Annotated in this window: 13 protein-coding genes; 10 read left to right on the forward strand and 3 right to left on the reverse strand. The window is 61.1% G+C overall.

The features are described 5' to 3' along the window. Positions 1-17: 17 nt before the first annotated feature. Positions 18-287: a cold shock domain-containing protein gene (locus tag AC09SL_RS14215; protein WP_058545302.1), complete on the forward strand. Its 270-nt coding sequence runs from the start codon at positions 18-20 to the stop codon at positions 285-287. A gap of 77 nt (positions 288-364) precedes the next feature. Here the strand turns inward: AC09SL_RS14215 and icd are convergent, their stop codons facing one another. Continuing rightward, the gene (gene icd / locus AC09SL_RS14220; RefSeq protein WP_003203344.1) at positions 365-1621 is read right to left on the reverse strand and encodes an NADP-dependent isocitrate dehydrogenase; all 1257 of its coding nucleotides are present in this window, start codon (positions 1619-1621) and stop codon (positions 365-367) included. A gap of 482 nt (positions 1622-2103) precedes the next feature. Between icd and AC09SL_RS14225 the strand changes: the two genes are divergently transcribed. Beyond that, entirely contained in the window at positions 2104-4329 is a 2226-nt protein-coding gene (locus AC09SL_RS14225) for an NADP-dependent isocitrate dehydrogenase (RefSeq protein WP_058545300.1), read from the forward strand. Positions 4330-4556: 227 nt separating this feature from the next. Here AC09SL_RS14225 and AC09SL_RS14230 read toward each other — a convergent pair whose 3' ends face one another. Then, positions 4557-4715: a hypothetical protein gene (locus AC09SL_RS14230; RefSeq protein WP_155742085.1), complete on the reverse strand. Its 159-nt coding sequence runs from the start codon at positions 4713-4715 to the stop codon at positions 4557-4559. Positions 4716-4914: 199 nt separating this feature from the next. Here AC09SL_RS14230 and AC09SL_RS14235 point away from each other — a divergent pair, with 199 nt between their 5' ends. The 8 genes from AC09SL_RS14235 to aceA all read left to right on the forward strand — a co-directional run bounded on the left by AC09SL_RS14235 (position 4915) and on the right by aceA (position 13349). Further along, on the forward strand, positions 4915-5361 hold the full coding sequence (locus AC09SL_RS14235; RefSeq protein ID WP_058546159.1) for an NUDIX hydrolase: 447 nt from the start codon (positions 4915-4917) through the stop codon (positions 5359-5361). Between the two features lie 59 nt (positions 5362-5420). Further along, positions 5421-6545 (forward strand): tRNA 2-thiouridine(34) synthase MnmA, encoded by a 1125-nt coding sequence (mnmA, locus tag AC09SL_RS14240; RefSeq protein WP_058546158.1) that lies wholly within the window; start codon positions 5421-5423, stop codon positions 6543-6545. Further along, positions 6542-7165, forward strand: a complete 624-nt coding sequence (hflD, locus tag AC09SL_RS14245) for a high frequency lysogenization protein HflD (RefSeq protein WP_058546157.1) — start codon at positions 6542-6544, stop codon at positions 7163-7165. Before mnmA ends, hflD begins: the two co-directional genes overlap by 4 nt. Before the next feature lie 291 nt (positions 7166-7456). Continuing rightward, complete coding sequence (purB, locus tag AC09SL_RS14250; RefSeq protein WP_058546156.1) at positions 7457-8827, forward strand: adenylosuccinate lyase; 1371 nt, start codon at positions 7457-7459, stop codon at positions 8825-8827. A gap of 84 nt (positions 8828-8911) precedes the next feature. After that, the gene (locus AC09SL_RS14255; RefSeq protein ID WP_058546155.1) at positions 8912-10078 is read left to right on the forward strand and encodes a ribosomal protein uL16 3-hydroxylase; all 1167 of its coding nucleotides are present in this window, start codon (positions 8912-8914) and stop codon (positions 10076-10078) included. Further along, positions 10071-10496 (forward strand): GNAT family N-acetyltransferase, encoded by a 426-nt coding sequence (locus AC09SL_RS14260; protein ID WP_058546154.1) that lies wholly within the window; start codon positions 10071-10073, stop codon positions 10494-10496. Before AC09SL_RS14255 ends, AC09SL_RS14260 begins: the two co-directional genes overlap by 8 nt. Positions 10497-10804: 308 nt before the next feature. Next, positions 10805-11566 (forward strand): secretin N-terminal domain-containing protein, encoded by a 762-nt coding sequence (locus tag AC09SL_RS14265; RefSeq protein ID WP_058546153.1) that lies wholly within the window; start codon positions 10805-10807, stop codon positions 11564-11566. 457 nt (positions 11567-12023) lie between these two features. Beyond that, complete coding sequence (gene aceA / locus AC09SL_RS14270) at positions 12024-13349, forward strand: isocitrate lyase (RefSeq protein ID WP_003203364.1); 1326 nt, start codon at positions 12024-12026, stop codon at positions 13347-13349. Positions 13350-13461: 112 nt separating this feature from the next. Here the strand turns inward: aceA and AC09SL_RS14275 are convergent, their stop codons facing one another. Then, positions 13462-14325, reverse strand: a complete 864-nt coding sequence (locus AC09SL_RS14275; protein WP_413468869.1) for a methyl-accepting chemotaxis protein — start codon at positions 14323-14325, stop codon at positions 13462-13464. Between the last annotated feature and the right edge of the window lie 3 nt (positions 14326-14328).

Below are 14328 nucleotides of genomic sequence, written 5' to 3' on the forward strand. Positions count from 1 at the left end.
GCAGAGGGAAATGGGTTATGTCGGTCGTCAAGATGAATGGCAAGGTGAAATGGTTCAACAATGCCAAGGGCTACGGTTTCATTATCGCAGCCGGCAGGGATGATGAAGACCTTTTCGCCCATTACTCGGCCATCAACATGGAAGGTTACAAAACCCTGAAGGCCGGACAACCTGTGACGTTCGACGTCATCCAGGGACCCAAGGGTCTGCACGCGGTCAACATCAGGGCTGTCACCATCGAAGAAACGCCCGCCCCTGTCCAGGTCAGGGTCACCGAAACCCATTGACCGGTCGTCGATCCGGACAAATGAAAATGCCCGGCTCGATCACTCGAGCCGGGCATTCGCGCTAAGCGCCGATCCGCTTACATGTGCGAGATCAGGGCATCACCGAAGCCCGAGGACGACACCAGCTTGGCGCCCTCCATCAGGCGTTCGAAGTCATAGGTCACGGTCTTGGCCGAGATTGCGCCATTGGTGCCCTTGATGATCAGGTCGGCCGCTTCGGTCCACCCCATGTGGCGCAGCATCATTTCCGCCGATAGGATCAGCGAGCCCGGATTGACCTGGTCCTTGCCGGCATACTTGGGCGCGGTACCGTGGGTGGCTTCGAACATCGCCACGGTGTCGGACAGGTTGGCGCCTGGCGCAATACCGATACCGCCCACTTCCGCCGCCAGGGCGTCGGACAGGTAGTCACCGTTCAGGTTCAGAGTGGCGATCACATCATATTCAGCCGGACGCAGCAGGATCTGCTGCAACATGGCATCGGCGATGGCGTCCTTGACGACGACATTCTTGCCGGTCTTGGGGTTCTTGAACTGCATCCACGGGCCGCCGTCGAGCAGGGTCGCGCCGAATTCCTCGGCCGCCACTTCGTAGGCCCATTCCTTGAAGGCACCTTCGGTGAACTTCATGATGTTGCCTTTATGCACGATGGTCAGCGAATCGCGGTCGTTGTCGACAACATATTGCAAGGCCTTGCGAGCCAGGCGCTGGGTGCCCTGCTTGGAAACCGGCTTGATGCCGATGCCGCAGTCCTCGTCGAAACGAATCTTGGTCACGCCCATTTCTTCTTTCAGGAACTTGATGACCTTGGTGGCTTCGGCCGAACCGGCCTTCCACTCGATGCCAGCGTAGATGTCTTCGGAGTTCTCGCGGAAGATCGTCATGTCCACGTCGCCAGGCTTCTTGACCGGGCTTGGCACGCCTTCGAACCAGCGCACCGGGCGCAGGCACACGTACAGGTCGAGTTGCTGGCGCAGGGCCACGTTCAGCGAACGGATTCCACCGCCCACCGGCGTGGTCAGCGGGCCCTTGATGGAAACCACGTAATCCTTGACCGCATCCAGGGTTTCCTGGGGCAGCCAGGTGTCCTGGTCATAGACCTGAGTCGCTTTCTCACCGGCATAGACTTCCATCCAGGAAATCTTGCGCTTGCCGCCATAGGCCTTCTGAACCGCAGCGTCCACAACCTTGATCATGACCGGACTGATATCGACGCCAATGCCGTCGCCTTCGATGAAGGGGATGATCGGGTTGTCGGGAACATTAAGAGAATGGTCTGCATTGACGGTGATTTTGTCACCGACGGCTGGAACCTGAATCTTTTGATACCCCATGCTGAACTCCGTTGCTTGGATTGAACATCTGGCTGCGTTCGAGCGTACCCCACTTGAATCGGCGCGCAAACCCTACGTTAGGCTCATCCGGGGTAAAGCGTTGCAGTTCGCGATGTACAATCCTGAAAACCAAGGGAAAAGCGCCAAACATGAGCATAGCCTGCTCCTTCGGTACTGCGACGTTTAGACCAATGGACGTGTACGGAAGTCTATGAACCATCGGCAGATTGCCAGCTACCTATGTATAATGTCGCCGCTGACCGCAGGGTCACACTGGCTGAGCGCTCTATCACAGGTCTTTCCGCCAGCTTAAAAGCCGGACCGTTACCGCGGCCCAACCGCTTGACGCTCGACTGATGCACCCAACATCACCGCGAAGAAACCTCGACATTCGGTTCACGGAAGACTTTGAACGAACGCGCTTACCCGGCGCCCCTCGAGTTTCTGCGCATGCTTTAGCAAAGAAGAGAGTTAATCCGAATATGCCCACCCGCTCGAAGATCATCTATACCTTCACCGACGAAGCGCCCGCCCTCGCCACCTATTCGCTGCTGCCGATCGTCGAAGCCTTTACCGCTTCGGCCGATATCGCCGTGGAAACCCGCGATATCTCCCTCGCAGGGCGCATCCTGGCCAGCTTCCCCGAGCAACTGGGTGACAAAGCCGTAGCCGACCACCTCGCCGAATTGGGCGACCTGGCCGTTACGCCTGAAGCCAACATCATCAAGCTGCCGAACATCAGCGCCTCGGTGCCGCAACTGCAGGCCGCGATCAAGGAATTGCAGGCCCAGGGCTACGCACTGCCGGACTACCCGGAAACCGTGACCAGCGATGCCGAGAAAGACGCTCGTGCCCGCTACGACAAGATCAAGGGCAGCGCCGTGAACCCGGTCCTGCGCGAAGGCAACTCCGACCGTCGCGCGCCGCTGTCGGTCAAGAACTACGCCCGCAAGCACCCGCACAAGATGGGCGCCTGGGCAGCGGACTCCAAGTCCCACGTTGCCCACATGAGCAACGGCGATTTCTACGGCAGCGAAAAGGCCGCCCTGATCGACGCCGCCGGCAGCGTGAAAATCGAGCTGATCGCCCAGGACGGCACTGCCACTGTCCTGAAGGAAAAAACCACCGTACAAGCCGGTGAGATCCTCGACTGCGCCGTGATGAGCAAAAACGCCCTGCGCGAGTTCATCGCCGCTGAAATCGAAGACGCCAAGCAAAAGGGCGTCCTGCTGTCGGTTCACCTCAAGGCCACCATGATGAAGGTCTCCGACCCGATCATGTTCGGCCAGATCGTTGCCGAGTTCTATAAAGACGCCCTGGCCAAGCACGCCCAAGTGCTGGAACAGATCGGCTTCAACCTGAACAACGGCATCGGCGACCTCTACGCTCGCATCAAGGCCCTGCCGGCCGAGCAGCAGGCGCAGATCGAAGCCGATATCCAGGCGGTCTACGCAGCACGCCCATCCCTGGCGATGGTCAACTCCGACAAAGGCATCACCAACCTGCACGTGCCGAGCGATGTCATCGTCGACGCCTCGATGCCGGCCATGATCCGTGACTCCGGCAAGATGTGGGGCACCGACGGCCAGCTGCACGACACCAAGGCCGTGATCCCGGATCGCTGCTACGCCACCATCTACCAGGCGGTGATCGAAGACTGCAAGCAACACGGCGCCTTCGACCCCACCACCATGGGCAGCGTGCCAAACGTTGGCCTGATGGCCAAGAAAGCCGAAGAGTACGGTTCCCACGACAAGACCTTCCAGATCAAGGTCGACGGCGTGGTGCGTGTTTCGGACAACAATGGTCGCACCCTGCTGGAGCAGGGCGTCGAAGCTGGCGACATCTTCCGCATGTGCCAGACCAAGGACGCGCCGATCCAGGACTGGGTCAAACTGGCCGTCAACCGTGCCCGCGCCAGCAGCACCCCAGCGATCTTCTGGCTGGACCCGATGCGCGCCCATGACGGCGTCGTGATCGAGAAAGTCCAGGCTTACCTGAAGGACTACGACACTGCCGGCCTGGACATCCGCATCATGTCGCCGGTCGACGCGATGAAGTTCACCCTGGCCCGCACCCGCGAGGGCAAGGACACCATCTCGGTGACCGGCAACGTACTGCGCGACTACCTGACCGACCTGTTCCCGATCATGGAACTGGGCACCAGTGCCAAGATGCTGTCGATCGTGCCGCTGATGAACGGCGGTGGCCTGTTCGAAACCGGCGCCGGCGGCTCGGCCCCCAAGCACGTGCAGCAATTGCTGGAAGAAAACTTCCTGCGCTGGGATTCCCTGGGCGAGTTCCTGGCCCTGGCCGCGTCCCTCGAGCACCTGGGCGTAACCTACAACAACCCGAAAGCCCTGGTGCTGGCCAAGACCCTGGACCAGGCTACCGGTGAGTTCCTGGACCGCAACAAGTCGCCTTCGCGCAAGGTCGGCGGCATCGACAACCGCGGCAGCCACTTCTACCTGACCCTGTTCTGGGCCCAGGCACTGGCCGCTCAAGACGACGACGCAGCCCTCAAGGCTCAGTTCACTTCCCTGGCCAAGACATTGACCGACAACGAAGAAAAAATCGTTGCCGAACTCAGTGCCGTCCAAGGCAAGCCAGTGGACATCGGCGGTTACTACTTCGCCAACCCGGAGCTGACCAGCAAGGCCATGCGCCCGAGCAACACCTTCAACGCGGCGATTGCTGCGCTGGTGTAAGGCTGTAGGCAGTACCACGAACCCCGGCCTGGTGCCGGGGTTTGTGTTTCTGGCATCTAGAACCCACCCCTTCAAGTCTAAACATCCAAGCGAGCTTGCTCGCGATTGCAATTCATCATTCAATTCAAATATTGACTGACACACCGCTATCGCGAGCAAGCTTTGCTCCCACAGGTCCTACTCAAACAGATCTGATGGGTGTACGACCGGAAGAACCAGGTCGGCTACTAGGCCGCCTCGCGGTGGACGTTGATCTCGGGCGCCCCGTTAACCACGCTGGCCGAACGCAGGCATTGTGGAGTGGGCATCCCGGCATGGATGCCGGGATAGCCGGCCATGGATGGCCCTTCGCGGCGGCCCACGGAGCAATGCTGGAGAGAGGGCATGCCGAGCCTAGGCGAGGCACCGAGTGGTGGGGCATGAGCGTTTTGCTTACTTTTGACTGGGCCGGCTTCCGGGCTTCTCAAAAGTGAGCCGCTGTAAGAGCGGAACCATAGGCAGCCGTGACCGCAGCAACGGATATGTACTCAATCAACACCCCCCCCCCCGCAACCCACATACCAATCCGAGAAATAGAAGAACCTTATGAACTGGCAACCCCACATCACCGTCGCCACCATCGTCGAAGACCACGGCCGCTTCCTGATGGTGGAAGAATCCAAGGCCGGACGCGCAGTCCTCAACCAGCCCGCCGGCCACCTTGACCCGGACGAAACCCTGACCGAAGCCGCCGTGCGCGAAACCCTGGAAGAAACCGGCTGGGACGTCGAACCCACGGCCGTGGTGGGCATATATCTGTACACCGCCCCCAGCAACGGCGTGACCTACCAAAGGGTCTGCTTCGCCGCCAAGGCCTTGAAACACAACCCTGAACGGCCGCTGGACGACGGCATCCTCGGCGCCAAATGGCTGACCCGCGACGAACTCCTCGAGCAGCGCGAGCACTGGCGCAGCGAGCTGATCATCCGCTGCATCGACGATTATCTGGCCGGCCACTGCCACAGCCTGTCACTGATCCGCCCTTCTCTTTAGCCTTGAGCGCCCGGGCCTGATAGAATCGCGTCCTTTTTCAAGACACTCATTGAATTCCTATGCGTGATCCAGCCTCTTCGAACACACCCAAGCAACGCGTCATAGTCGGCATGTCCGGCGGCGTGGACTCTTCCGTTTCCGCCCTACTGCTGATCGAGCAGGGTTATGAGGTGGAAGGCCTGTTCATGAAGAACTGGGAAGAAGACGACGGCACCGAATACTGCACCGCCATGGACGACCTGGCGGACGCCCAGGCCGTGTGCGACAAGATCGGCATCAAGCTGCACACCGCCAACTTCGCCGCCGAGTACTGGGACAACGTGTTCGAGCACTTCCTGGCCGAATACAAGGCCGGCCGCACGCCGAACCCGGACATCCTCTGCAACCGCGAAATCAAGTTCAAGGCGTTCCTCGACTACGCCATGATGCTCGGCGCCGACCTGATCGCCACCGGCCACTACGTGCGTCGCCGCGACATCGACGGCCGCACCGAGCTGCTCAAGGGCCTGGACCCGAACAAGGACCAGAGCTACTTCCTGCATGCCGTCGGCGGTGAGCAGATCGCCAAGACCCTGTTCCCGGTAGGCGAACTGGAAAAGCCTGAAGTGCGCGCGATCGCCGAAAAACACCAGCTCGCCACCGCCAAGAAAAAAGACTCCACCGGGATCTGCTTTATCGGCGAGCGGCGTTTCAGCGACTTCCTCAAGCAATACCTGCCGGCCCAGCCGGGCGAGATCAAGACGACCGAAGGCGAAGTCATCGGCCGTCACCATGGCCTGATGTACCACACCATCGGCCAGCGCCAGGGCCTGGGCATCGGCGGACTGAAAGACGCCGGGGAGGAGCCGTGGTACGTGCTGGTCAAGGACCTGGAGCACAACGAGCTGATCGTCGGCCAGGGCAACGACCATCCCTGGTTGTTTTCCCGCGCCCTGCTCGCCTCGGACATCTATTGGGTCAACCCGATCGACCTCAGCCAACCGCGCCGCCTCACGGCCAAGGTTCGCTACCGCCAGAGCGACCAACCCTGCATGCTGGAAAAAACCGCCACGGGCTATCGCGCGACGTTCGACGACCCACAACGAGCAGTCACACCCGGCCAGTCCGTGGTGTTCTACGACGGGGAAATCTGCCTGGGCGGCGGCGTGATCGAAATCGCAGAGCCCTGGAGCAGCAAGGCATGACCCCTATCCAGGAACAACTGACGGCATTGGGCGGCGTGTTTCTCGCCGCCGTGCTGGTGGACCGGATCGCCAAGACCGGCCAGGCCAGCGACGCGGGCGTGGCCTGCATGCTCGGCAGCCTGCTGGTTCGCGACCCCAAGGACACCCTGGAAGTCTACGGCGGCGACGACCTGAACCTGCGCGAAGGCTACCGTGCACTGATCGGCGCCCTGGAGCGCGATCCCAGCGCCCTGCAACGCGAACCGCTGCGCTATGCCCTGTCGATGCTGGGCCTTGAGCGCCAGCTGGCCAAGCGCGACGACCTGCTGGAGACCATCGGCAAACGCTTGCCGCAGATCCAGTCCCAGGTCGAGCACTTCGGCCCTTCCCACGAAAACGTCGTCGCGGCCTGCGGCGCGCTGTACCAGGACACCCTGAGCACCTTGCGCCAGCGCATCCAGGTGCATGGCGACATGCGCAACCTGCAGCAACCGAGCAATGCCTCGAAGATCCGTGCCCTTCTGCTGGCCGGGATTCGTTCGGCACGGCTGTGGCGGCAGTTGGGCGGCCATCGCTGGCAGCTGGTGGTCAGCCGACGCAAATTACTTAAAGAGCTTTACCCGTTGATGCGCAACGAATAAGTCGCCTCAACCCGTTTTTTGTGGCGAGCTTGCTCCCATCGGACTTGTAGGAGCTGCCGAAGGCTGCGATCTTTTGATCTTTCGCTTGGGATTCAAGCGCCCAGGGAAAGATCGCAGCCTCGTTGCACTCGACAGCTCCTACAGACCCAGCAGGAGCAAGCGCCCTCGCCACAAGCATCAAAAGTTTTATTTCGTTACGCGTAACACGCCGGTCAGTTGGCGACGGACCGGCGATTGTTTTCATGTATGATACGCGCCCCATTTCGTTGCCCGACTGTCCGAGAACACCCCATGCAGCTCTCTTCGCTCACTGCGGTTTCCCCTGTAGACGGCCGCTACGCCGGCAAAACCCAGGCCCTGCGCCCGATTTTCAGCGAGTACGGCCTGATCCGTGCCCGCGTCCTGGTTGAAGTGCGCTGGCTCCAGCGCCTGGCCGCCCACCCTGCCATCAGCGAAGTCCCGGCGTTTTCTGCCGAAGCCAACGCGGTGCTGAACGCCCTGGCAGAAAATTTTGTGCTGGAGCACGCCGAGCGCGTCAAAGAGATCGAGCGCACCACCAACCACGACGTCAAGGCCATCGAATACCTGCTCAAGGAGCAGGCGGCCAAGCTGCCGGAGCTGGCCAATGTCAGCGAGTTCATCCACTTCGCCTGCACCAGCGAGGACATCAACAACCTGTCCCACGCCCTGATGCTGCGCGAAGGCCGTGATGAGGTGATGTTGCCGCTGATGCGCCAGACCGCCCAGGCCATCCGCGAGCTGGCGATCCGCTTCGCCGACGTGCCGATGCTGTCGCGCACCCACGGTCAGCCGGCTTCGCCGACCACCCTGGGCAAGGAACTGGCGAACGTGGTCTACCGCCTGGAGCGCCAGATCGCCCAAGTGGCCGCCGTGCCACTGCTGGGCAAGATCAACGGCGCCGTGGGCAACTACAACGCCCACCTGTCGGCCTACCCGGACATCGACTGGGAAGCCAACGCCCGCGCCTTCATCGAAGACGAACTGGGCCTGAGCTTCAACCCGTACACCACCCAGATCGAGCCGCACGACTACATCGCCGAGTTGTTCGACGCGATCGCGCGCTTCAACACCATCCTGATCGACTTCGACCGTGACATCTGGGGCTACATTTCCCTGGGTTACTTCAAGCAGCGCACCATCGCCGGCGAAATCGGTTCTTCGACCATGCCGCACAAGGTCAACCCGATCGACTTCGAAAACTCCGAAGGTAACCTGGGCATCGCCAACGCGCTGTTCCAGCACCTGGCGAGCAAACTGCCGATCTCCCGCTGGCAGCGCGACCTGACCGACTCCACCGTACTGCGCAACCTGGGCGTGGGTTTTGCCCATAGTGTCATTGCCTACGAAGCCAGCCTCAAGGGCATCAGCAAGCTGGAACTGAACGAGCAGAAGATCGCCGCCGACCTGGACGCTTGCTGGGAAGTCCTGGCCGAGCCGATCCAGACCGTGATGCGTCGCTACAACATCGAAAACCCGTATGAAAAGCTGAAAGAACTGACCCGTGGCAAGGGCATCAGCCCTGAAGCGTTGCAGACTTTCATTGATGGCCTGGACATGCCTGCCTCGGCCCGCGCCGAGCTGAAAAAGCTCACGCCGGCCAGTTACATCGGCAACGCAGCGGCACAAGCCAAGCGCATCTGATACATCGCTTTACCTTTGAGACGCCCGGCCGCGCCGGGCGTTTTTATTCGCGTCTGAAAAGTATATTTTTTCAATAGGTTACACATGAATCCTGATATTCCTCTGCAACTCCTGGGCGGCATCACGGCACGGGAGTTCCTGCGCGACTACTGGCAGAAAAAACCCCTGCTGATCCGTCAGGCGATTCCTGACTTCCAAAGCCCGATCGATGCCGACGAACTGGCCGGCCTGGCCTTGGAAGAAGAAGTCGAATCGCGCCTGGTGATCGAGCACGGCGAGCGCCCCTGGGAATTGCGTCGCGGCCCGTTCGCCGAAGACGAATTCAGCAAGCTGCCGGAGCGCGAGTGGACCCTGCTGGTTCAGGCGGTCGATCAGTTCGTACCGGAAGTCAGCGAGCTGCTGGAGCACTTCCGCTTCCTGCCGAGCTGGCGCATCGACGATGTGATGATCAGCTTCGCCGCCCCGGGTGGCAGCGTAGGTCCGCATTTCGATAACTATGACGTATTCCTGCTGCAGGGCCACGGCCAGCGCAACTGGAAAATCGGCCAGATGTGCGACTCCGAAAGCCCGCTGCTGCAGCACGCCGACCTGCGCATCCTCGCCGAATTCGAAGCCACCGACGAGTGGACCCTGGAACCGGGCGACATGCTCTACCTGCCGCCGCGCCTGGCGCACTGCGGCGTGGCTGTGGACGACTGCATGACCTACTCGGTGGGCTTCCGTGCGCCGAGCGCCGCTGAGGTGCTGACCCACTTCACCGACTTCCTCAGCCAGTTCCTGCCAGACGAAGAACGCTACACCGACGCCGACGCACGCCCTGTCGCCGACCCGCACCAGATCCAGCAGGACGCCCTCGACCGCCTCAAGGGCTTGCTGGCCGAGCACATGAGCGACGAGCGCCTGCTGTTGACCTGGTTCGGCCAGTTCATGACCGAGCCGCGCTACCCGGAACTGGTGGTGGGCCCGGAACTGGAAGAAGACGACCTGCTGGCCAGCCTGGAACAAGGCGCCGTGATCATTCGCAACCCGAGCGCGCGCCTGGCCTGGTCGGAAGTCGATGACGACCTGCTGCTGTTCGCCAGCGGCCAGAGCCGCTACCTGCCGGGCAAGCTGCGCGAGCTGCTGAAAATGATCTGCGCCGCCGACGCCCTGCACATCGAGAACCTCGGTCCGTGGTTGGCCGACGAAGACGGTCGCGGCCTGGTCTGCGAGCTGGTCAAGCAAGGCAGCCTGGGGTTCGCCGATGAATAAAATTCACGTTCGTGTCGCAGACTGGCAAAAGGATAACGCCGAGATCCGGCGCATTCGTGAGACCGTGTTCATTGCCGAGCAGTCCGTTCCACCTGAGCTGGAATGGGATGCCGATGACCAGAGCGCGGTGCATTTTTTGGCGTTTGAAGGCGACTTTCCCATCGGCACCGCCCGCCTGTTGACCGACGGCCATATCGGCCGTGTCTCGGTCCTCAAGGACTGGCGTGGCCTGAAGGTGGGCGATGCGCTGATGCACGCCGTGATCGCCGAAGCCGAGAAACGCGGGCTCCAGCAACAGATGCTCAGCGCCCAGGTGCACGCCACGCCGTTCTATGAGCGGCTGGGGTTTGCGGTGGTCAGTGAGGAGTTCCTGGAAGCCGGGATTCCTCATGTGGACATGGTGCGGCATTCGCTCTGAGCCCTGTGGCACGGGAGCTCGCTCCCGCCAGGTGTAGGAGCTGGCGAAGCCTGCGATCTTTTGATTTTGCTCTCTTGCTTCAAACTCAATTGGCAATGGAAAGATCGCAGCCTCGTTGCACTCGTCAGCGCCTACAGGGTGCGACCCAGCGGGGATAAAATCCCCTCGCCACAAAAGCATCCTGCAACACCCCAAAAACGCCCCGCCATCCACCGATGCCGGGGCGTTTTGCCGTCTAACATTCAACTTGCACCACCCCAGGCCGACAAACTGGCAATATCAAGCCTTTGTCTCGCGGAGAAATGGACATGTCCTTACGCACCCTGCTCGCCACCCTGCTGCTCGGCTGCAGCCTGTCGGTGATGGCCGATACGCAAATCGTGCCGCTGAACTACCGCACCAGCGCCGACCTGCTGCCGGTGGCACAGAACTTCATCGGCAAGGACGGCCAGGTCAGCGCCTACGGCAACCAACTGATCGTCAACGCCGAGCCCGGCAAGATCGAAGAACTCCGGCAGTTCCTGGCCCAATTGGACACCGCGCCCAAGCGCCTGCTGATCACGGTCGACACCAACGAAAACAACCTGCAGGGCGACCAGGGCTACTCCATCAACGGCGCCGCGCCCAGCCAGACCCGCATCATCAACCGCAGCACCGCCAGCCGTGACGGCGGCGTGCAGCAGGTGCAAGCCAGCGAAGGCCAGCCGGCGCTGATCCAGGTCGGCCAGAGCGTGCCCTTCACCAGCAGCCAGACCGACAATTATGGCCGCCTGCAAAGCCAGACCGAATACCGCAACGTCACCCAAGGTTTTTATGTCACGGCGAGCGTCACCGGCGAGACCGTTCATCTCAGCATCAGTACCAACCGTGACCGCATGAGCCAGGAACGTCCCGATGTAGTGAACGTTCAGAGTACCGACACAACCGTCAGCGGCCGCCTGGGCGAATGGATCACCCTGGCCGGCGTCAATCGCCAGACTCAGGCCGATAAACAGGGGCTGACCCGCAGCTACTCGACCCAGGGTCGCGACGACATGATTCTGCGGGTCAAGGTCGATACCCTGAACTGAAGCACCAAAAACTGACTGATGAGTCGTATTAGACCAAAGATGTAGTGCCATAAAAAAAGCACTACAAAACGTTTGACGAGCCAAAAAACCAAAGGCATGATGGCCTCGCTCCCGCTAATCAGGGGCCCTGGAAAGGGCCTTCGGGTCGACGCTTGCAATTACCCTGCGAGCCGATTCGTGTCTGTACCGCCCACAAGGTGTGTTTGACGAGGTTGCGACTGGAACGAAGTTGTCCCGAGGGACGGAAGCGTAACTAGGTAACCCGGCATCACTCTGAGTTCGTATTAAAGGCCCACGACGCCCGAATGCGCCCGCAGTTCGCCCCTACCTGCTCACTTTCCCCTCGAGCCCATCGTTCATCCCGTCGCCGCCCCGCCTGAACCGACTTGTACGCCAGCCCCCTGGTCGGCAGGAGCAGGAATTTTCCACCAAGACCTATGCGACGAGGTTTATCTCCATGGCACTGACACGCGAACAGCAAATTGCAGCCCTTGAAAAAGATTGGGCTGAAAACCCGCGCTGGAAAGGCGTGAAGCGCAATTATTCCGCTGCTGACGTCGTCCGTCTGCGTGGCTCGGTTCAACCTGAGCACACCCTTGCGAAAATGGGCGCCGACAAGCTCTGGAACCTGGTCACCCAGGGCGCCAAGCCAGCCTTCCGTCCCGAGAAAGATTTCGTCAACTGCATGGGCGCCCTGACCGGCGGCCAGGCTGTGCAGCAAGTCAAGGCCGGCATCCAGGCGATCTACCTGTCGGGCTGGCAAGTGGCCGCGGACAACAACTCCGCCGAGTCGATGTACCCCGATCAGTCGCTGTACCCGGTGGATTCGGTTCCAACCGTGGTCAAGCGCATCAACAACTCGTTCCGTCGTGCCGACCAGATCCAGTGGAAAGCCGGCAAGAACCCGGGCGACGAAGGCTACATCGACTACTTCGCGCCGATCGTGGCTGACGCTGAAGCCGGTTTCGGCGGCGTCCTGAACGCCTACGAGCTGATGAAGAGCATGATCGAGGCAGGCGCCGCCGGCGTTCACTTCGAAGACCAATTGGCTTCGGTGAAGAAATGCGGCCACATGGGCGGCAAGGTACTGGTCCCAACCCAGGAAGCCGTGCAGAAGCTGACCGCTGCCCGCCTCGCGGCCGACGTTGCCGGTGTACCGACCATCATCCTGGCCCGTACCGACGCCAACGCCGCTGACCTGCTGACCTCCGACTGCGACCCGTACGACCAGCCGTTCGTGACCGGTACCCGCACCCAGGAAGGCTTCTACAAGGTGCGCGCCGGTCTCGACCAAGCCATCGCCCGCGGCCTGGCCTATGCGCCATACGCCGACCTGATCTGGTGCGAAACCGCCAAGCCGGACCTGGACGAGGCTCGTCGCTTTGCCGAAGCGATCAAGAAGGAATACCCGGACCAGATCCTGTCGTACAACTGCTCGCCTTCCTTCAACTGGAAGAAAAACCTGGACGACGCGACCATCGCCAAGTTCCAGCGTGAATTGTCCGCCATGGGTTACAAGCACCAGTTCATCACCCTGGCCGGCATTCACAACATGTGGCACAGCATGTTCAACCTGGCGCACGACTACGCCCGCAACGACATGACCGCCTACGTGAAGCTGCAAGAGCAAGAGTTCGCCGACGCCGCCAAGGGCTACACCTTCGTGGCTCACCAGCAGGAAGTGGGCACCGGCTACTTCGACGACATGACCACCGTGATCCAGGGTGGCACTTCGTCGGTGACCGCACTGACCGGTTCCACCGAAGAAGAACAGTTCCACTGATACACGCCATAAACGGCCCTTGCGGACCGAGTAAAAGCTAACCGCAAAGCCGATGATCTGACGCCCCGACTGGTTCGGGGCTTTTTTTTGCCGGTTTTCACCGCTTCGTTTTTCACACCTTGAAGTGACTGACCAACTGCTGCAACTGGTTACCCAGGCGCGCCAGTTCGATGCTGGAGGCTGCGGTTTCCTCGCTGGCTGAGGCGGTCTGTTCGGATACATCGCGCACGCTCAGGATACTGCGGCTGATTTCCTCGGCCACCGAGCTTTGTTGCACCGCGGCGGCGGCAATCTGTTGGTTCATGGCCTGAATGCCAGAAACCGCCTGGGTGATGTTGCTCAGGGAGGTGCCGGCCTGGCCTGCCAATTCCACGCTGCTGTCGGTCAGTTCGCGGCTGTTTCGCATGATACTCGATACCTGGCGCGTGCCGTTCTGCAAGCCCGCTACCAGGCTTTCAATCTCTTCGGTGGAATGCTGGGTGCGCTGGGCCAACCCACGTACTTCATCGGCGACCACGGCAAAACCGCGCCCGGCATCACCCGCGCGAGCGGCCTCGATGGCGGCGTTAAGGGCCAGCAAGTTGGTCTGCTCAGCCACCGCCCTGATCACGTCCATGATTTTGCCGATGCGCCCGCTTTCTTGTTCCAGCTCGTTCATGGCTTCGACTGAGCGCCCGACTTCGCCGGCCAAGCGCTCAATCTGAACGATGGCTTGCGCGACCACTTGGTCACCCATACGGGCTTGCGCATCGGCCTCTGATGCGGCTGCACGAGCCTGTTCAGCATTACGCGCAACTTCATGCACGGTGACCGACATTTCGTGCATGGCAGTTGCCACCTGGTCGGTCTCGGTCTTCTGGCTATTGACCCCGGCACTGGTCTGCTCGGTGACAGCCGATAGCTCTTCGGCGGCACTGGCGATTTGGGTGACGCCATCGCGGATGCCACCGATCAGATCGCGCAAGGTGAGACCCATGCG

This window comes from Pseudomonas sp. PF05 (genome assembly GCF_056521845.1).

Excerpts from the sequence above, each read along its gene's own strand:
- AC09SL_RS14255 (WP_058546155.1), top strand. The coding sequence starts at position 8,912 with ATGAATCCTGATATTCCTCTGCAACTCCTGGGCGGCATCACGGCACGG.
- purB (WP_058546156.1), top strand. The coding sequence starts at position 7,457 with ATGCAGCTCTCTTCGCTCACTGCGGTTTCCCCTGTAGACGGCCGCTAC.
- AC09SL_RS14275 (WP_413468869.1), bottom strand. The coding sequence starts at position 14,325 with ATGGGTCTCACCTTGCGCGATCTGATCGGTGGCATCCGCGATGGCGTC.
- AC09SL_RS14215 (WP_058545302.1), top strand. The coding sequence starts at position 18 with ATGTCGGTCGTCAAGATGAATGGCAAGGTGAAATGGTTCAACAATGCC.
- AC09SL_RS14265 (WP_058546153.1), top strand. The coding sequence starts at position 10,805 with ATGTCCTTACGCACCCTGCTCGCCACCCTGCTGCTCGGCTGCAGCCTG.
- AC09SL_RS14260 (WP_058546154.1), top strand. The coding sequence starts at position 10,071 with ATGAATAAAATTCACGTTCGTGTCGCAGACTGGCAAAAGGATAACGCC.
- mnmA (WP_058546158.1), top strand. The coding sequence starts at position 5,421 with ATGCGTGATCCAGCCTCTTCGAACACACCCAAGCAACGCGTCATAGTC.
- AC09SL_RS14225 (WP_058545300.1), top strand. The coding sequence starts at position 2,104 with ATGCCCACCCGCTCGAAGATCATCTATACCTTCACCGACGAAGCGCCC.
- icd (WP_003203344.1), bottom strand. The coding sequence starts at position 1,621 with ATGGGGTATCAAAAGATTCAGGTTCCAGCCGTCGGTGACAAAATCACC.
- AC09SL_RS14235 (WP_058546159.1), top strand. The coding sequence starts at position 4,915 with ATGAACTGGCAACCCCACATCACCGTCGCCACCATCGTCGAAGACCAC.
- AC09SL_RS14230 (WP_155742085.1), bottom strand. The coding sequence starts at position 4,715 with ATGCCCTCTCTCCAGCATTGCTCCGTGGGCCGCCGCGAAGGGCCATCC.
- aceA (WP_003203364.1), top strand. The coding sequence starts at position 12,024 with ATGGCACTGACACGCGAACAGCAAATTGCAGCCCTTGAAAAAGATTGG.
- hflD (WP_058546157.1), top strand. The coding sequence starts at position 6,542 with ATGACCCCTATCCAGGAACAACTGACGGCATTGGGCGGCGTGTTTCTC.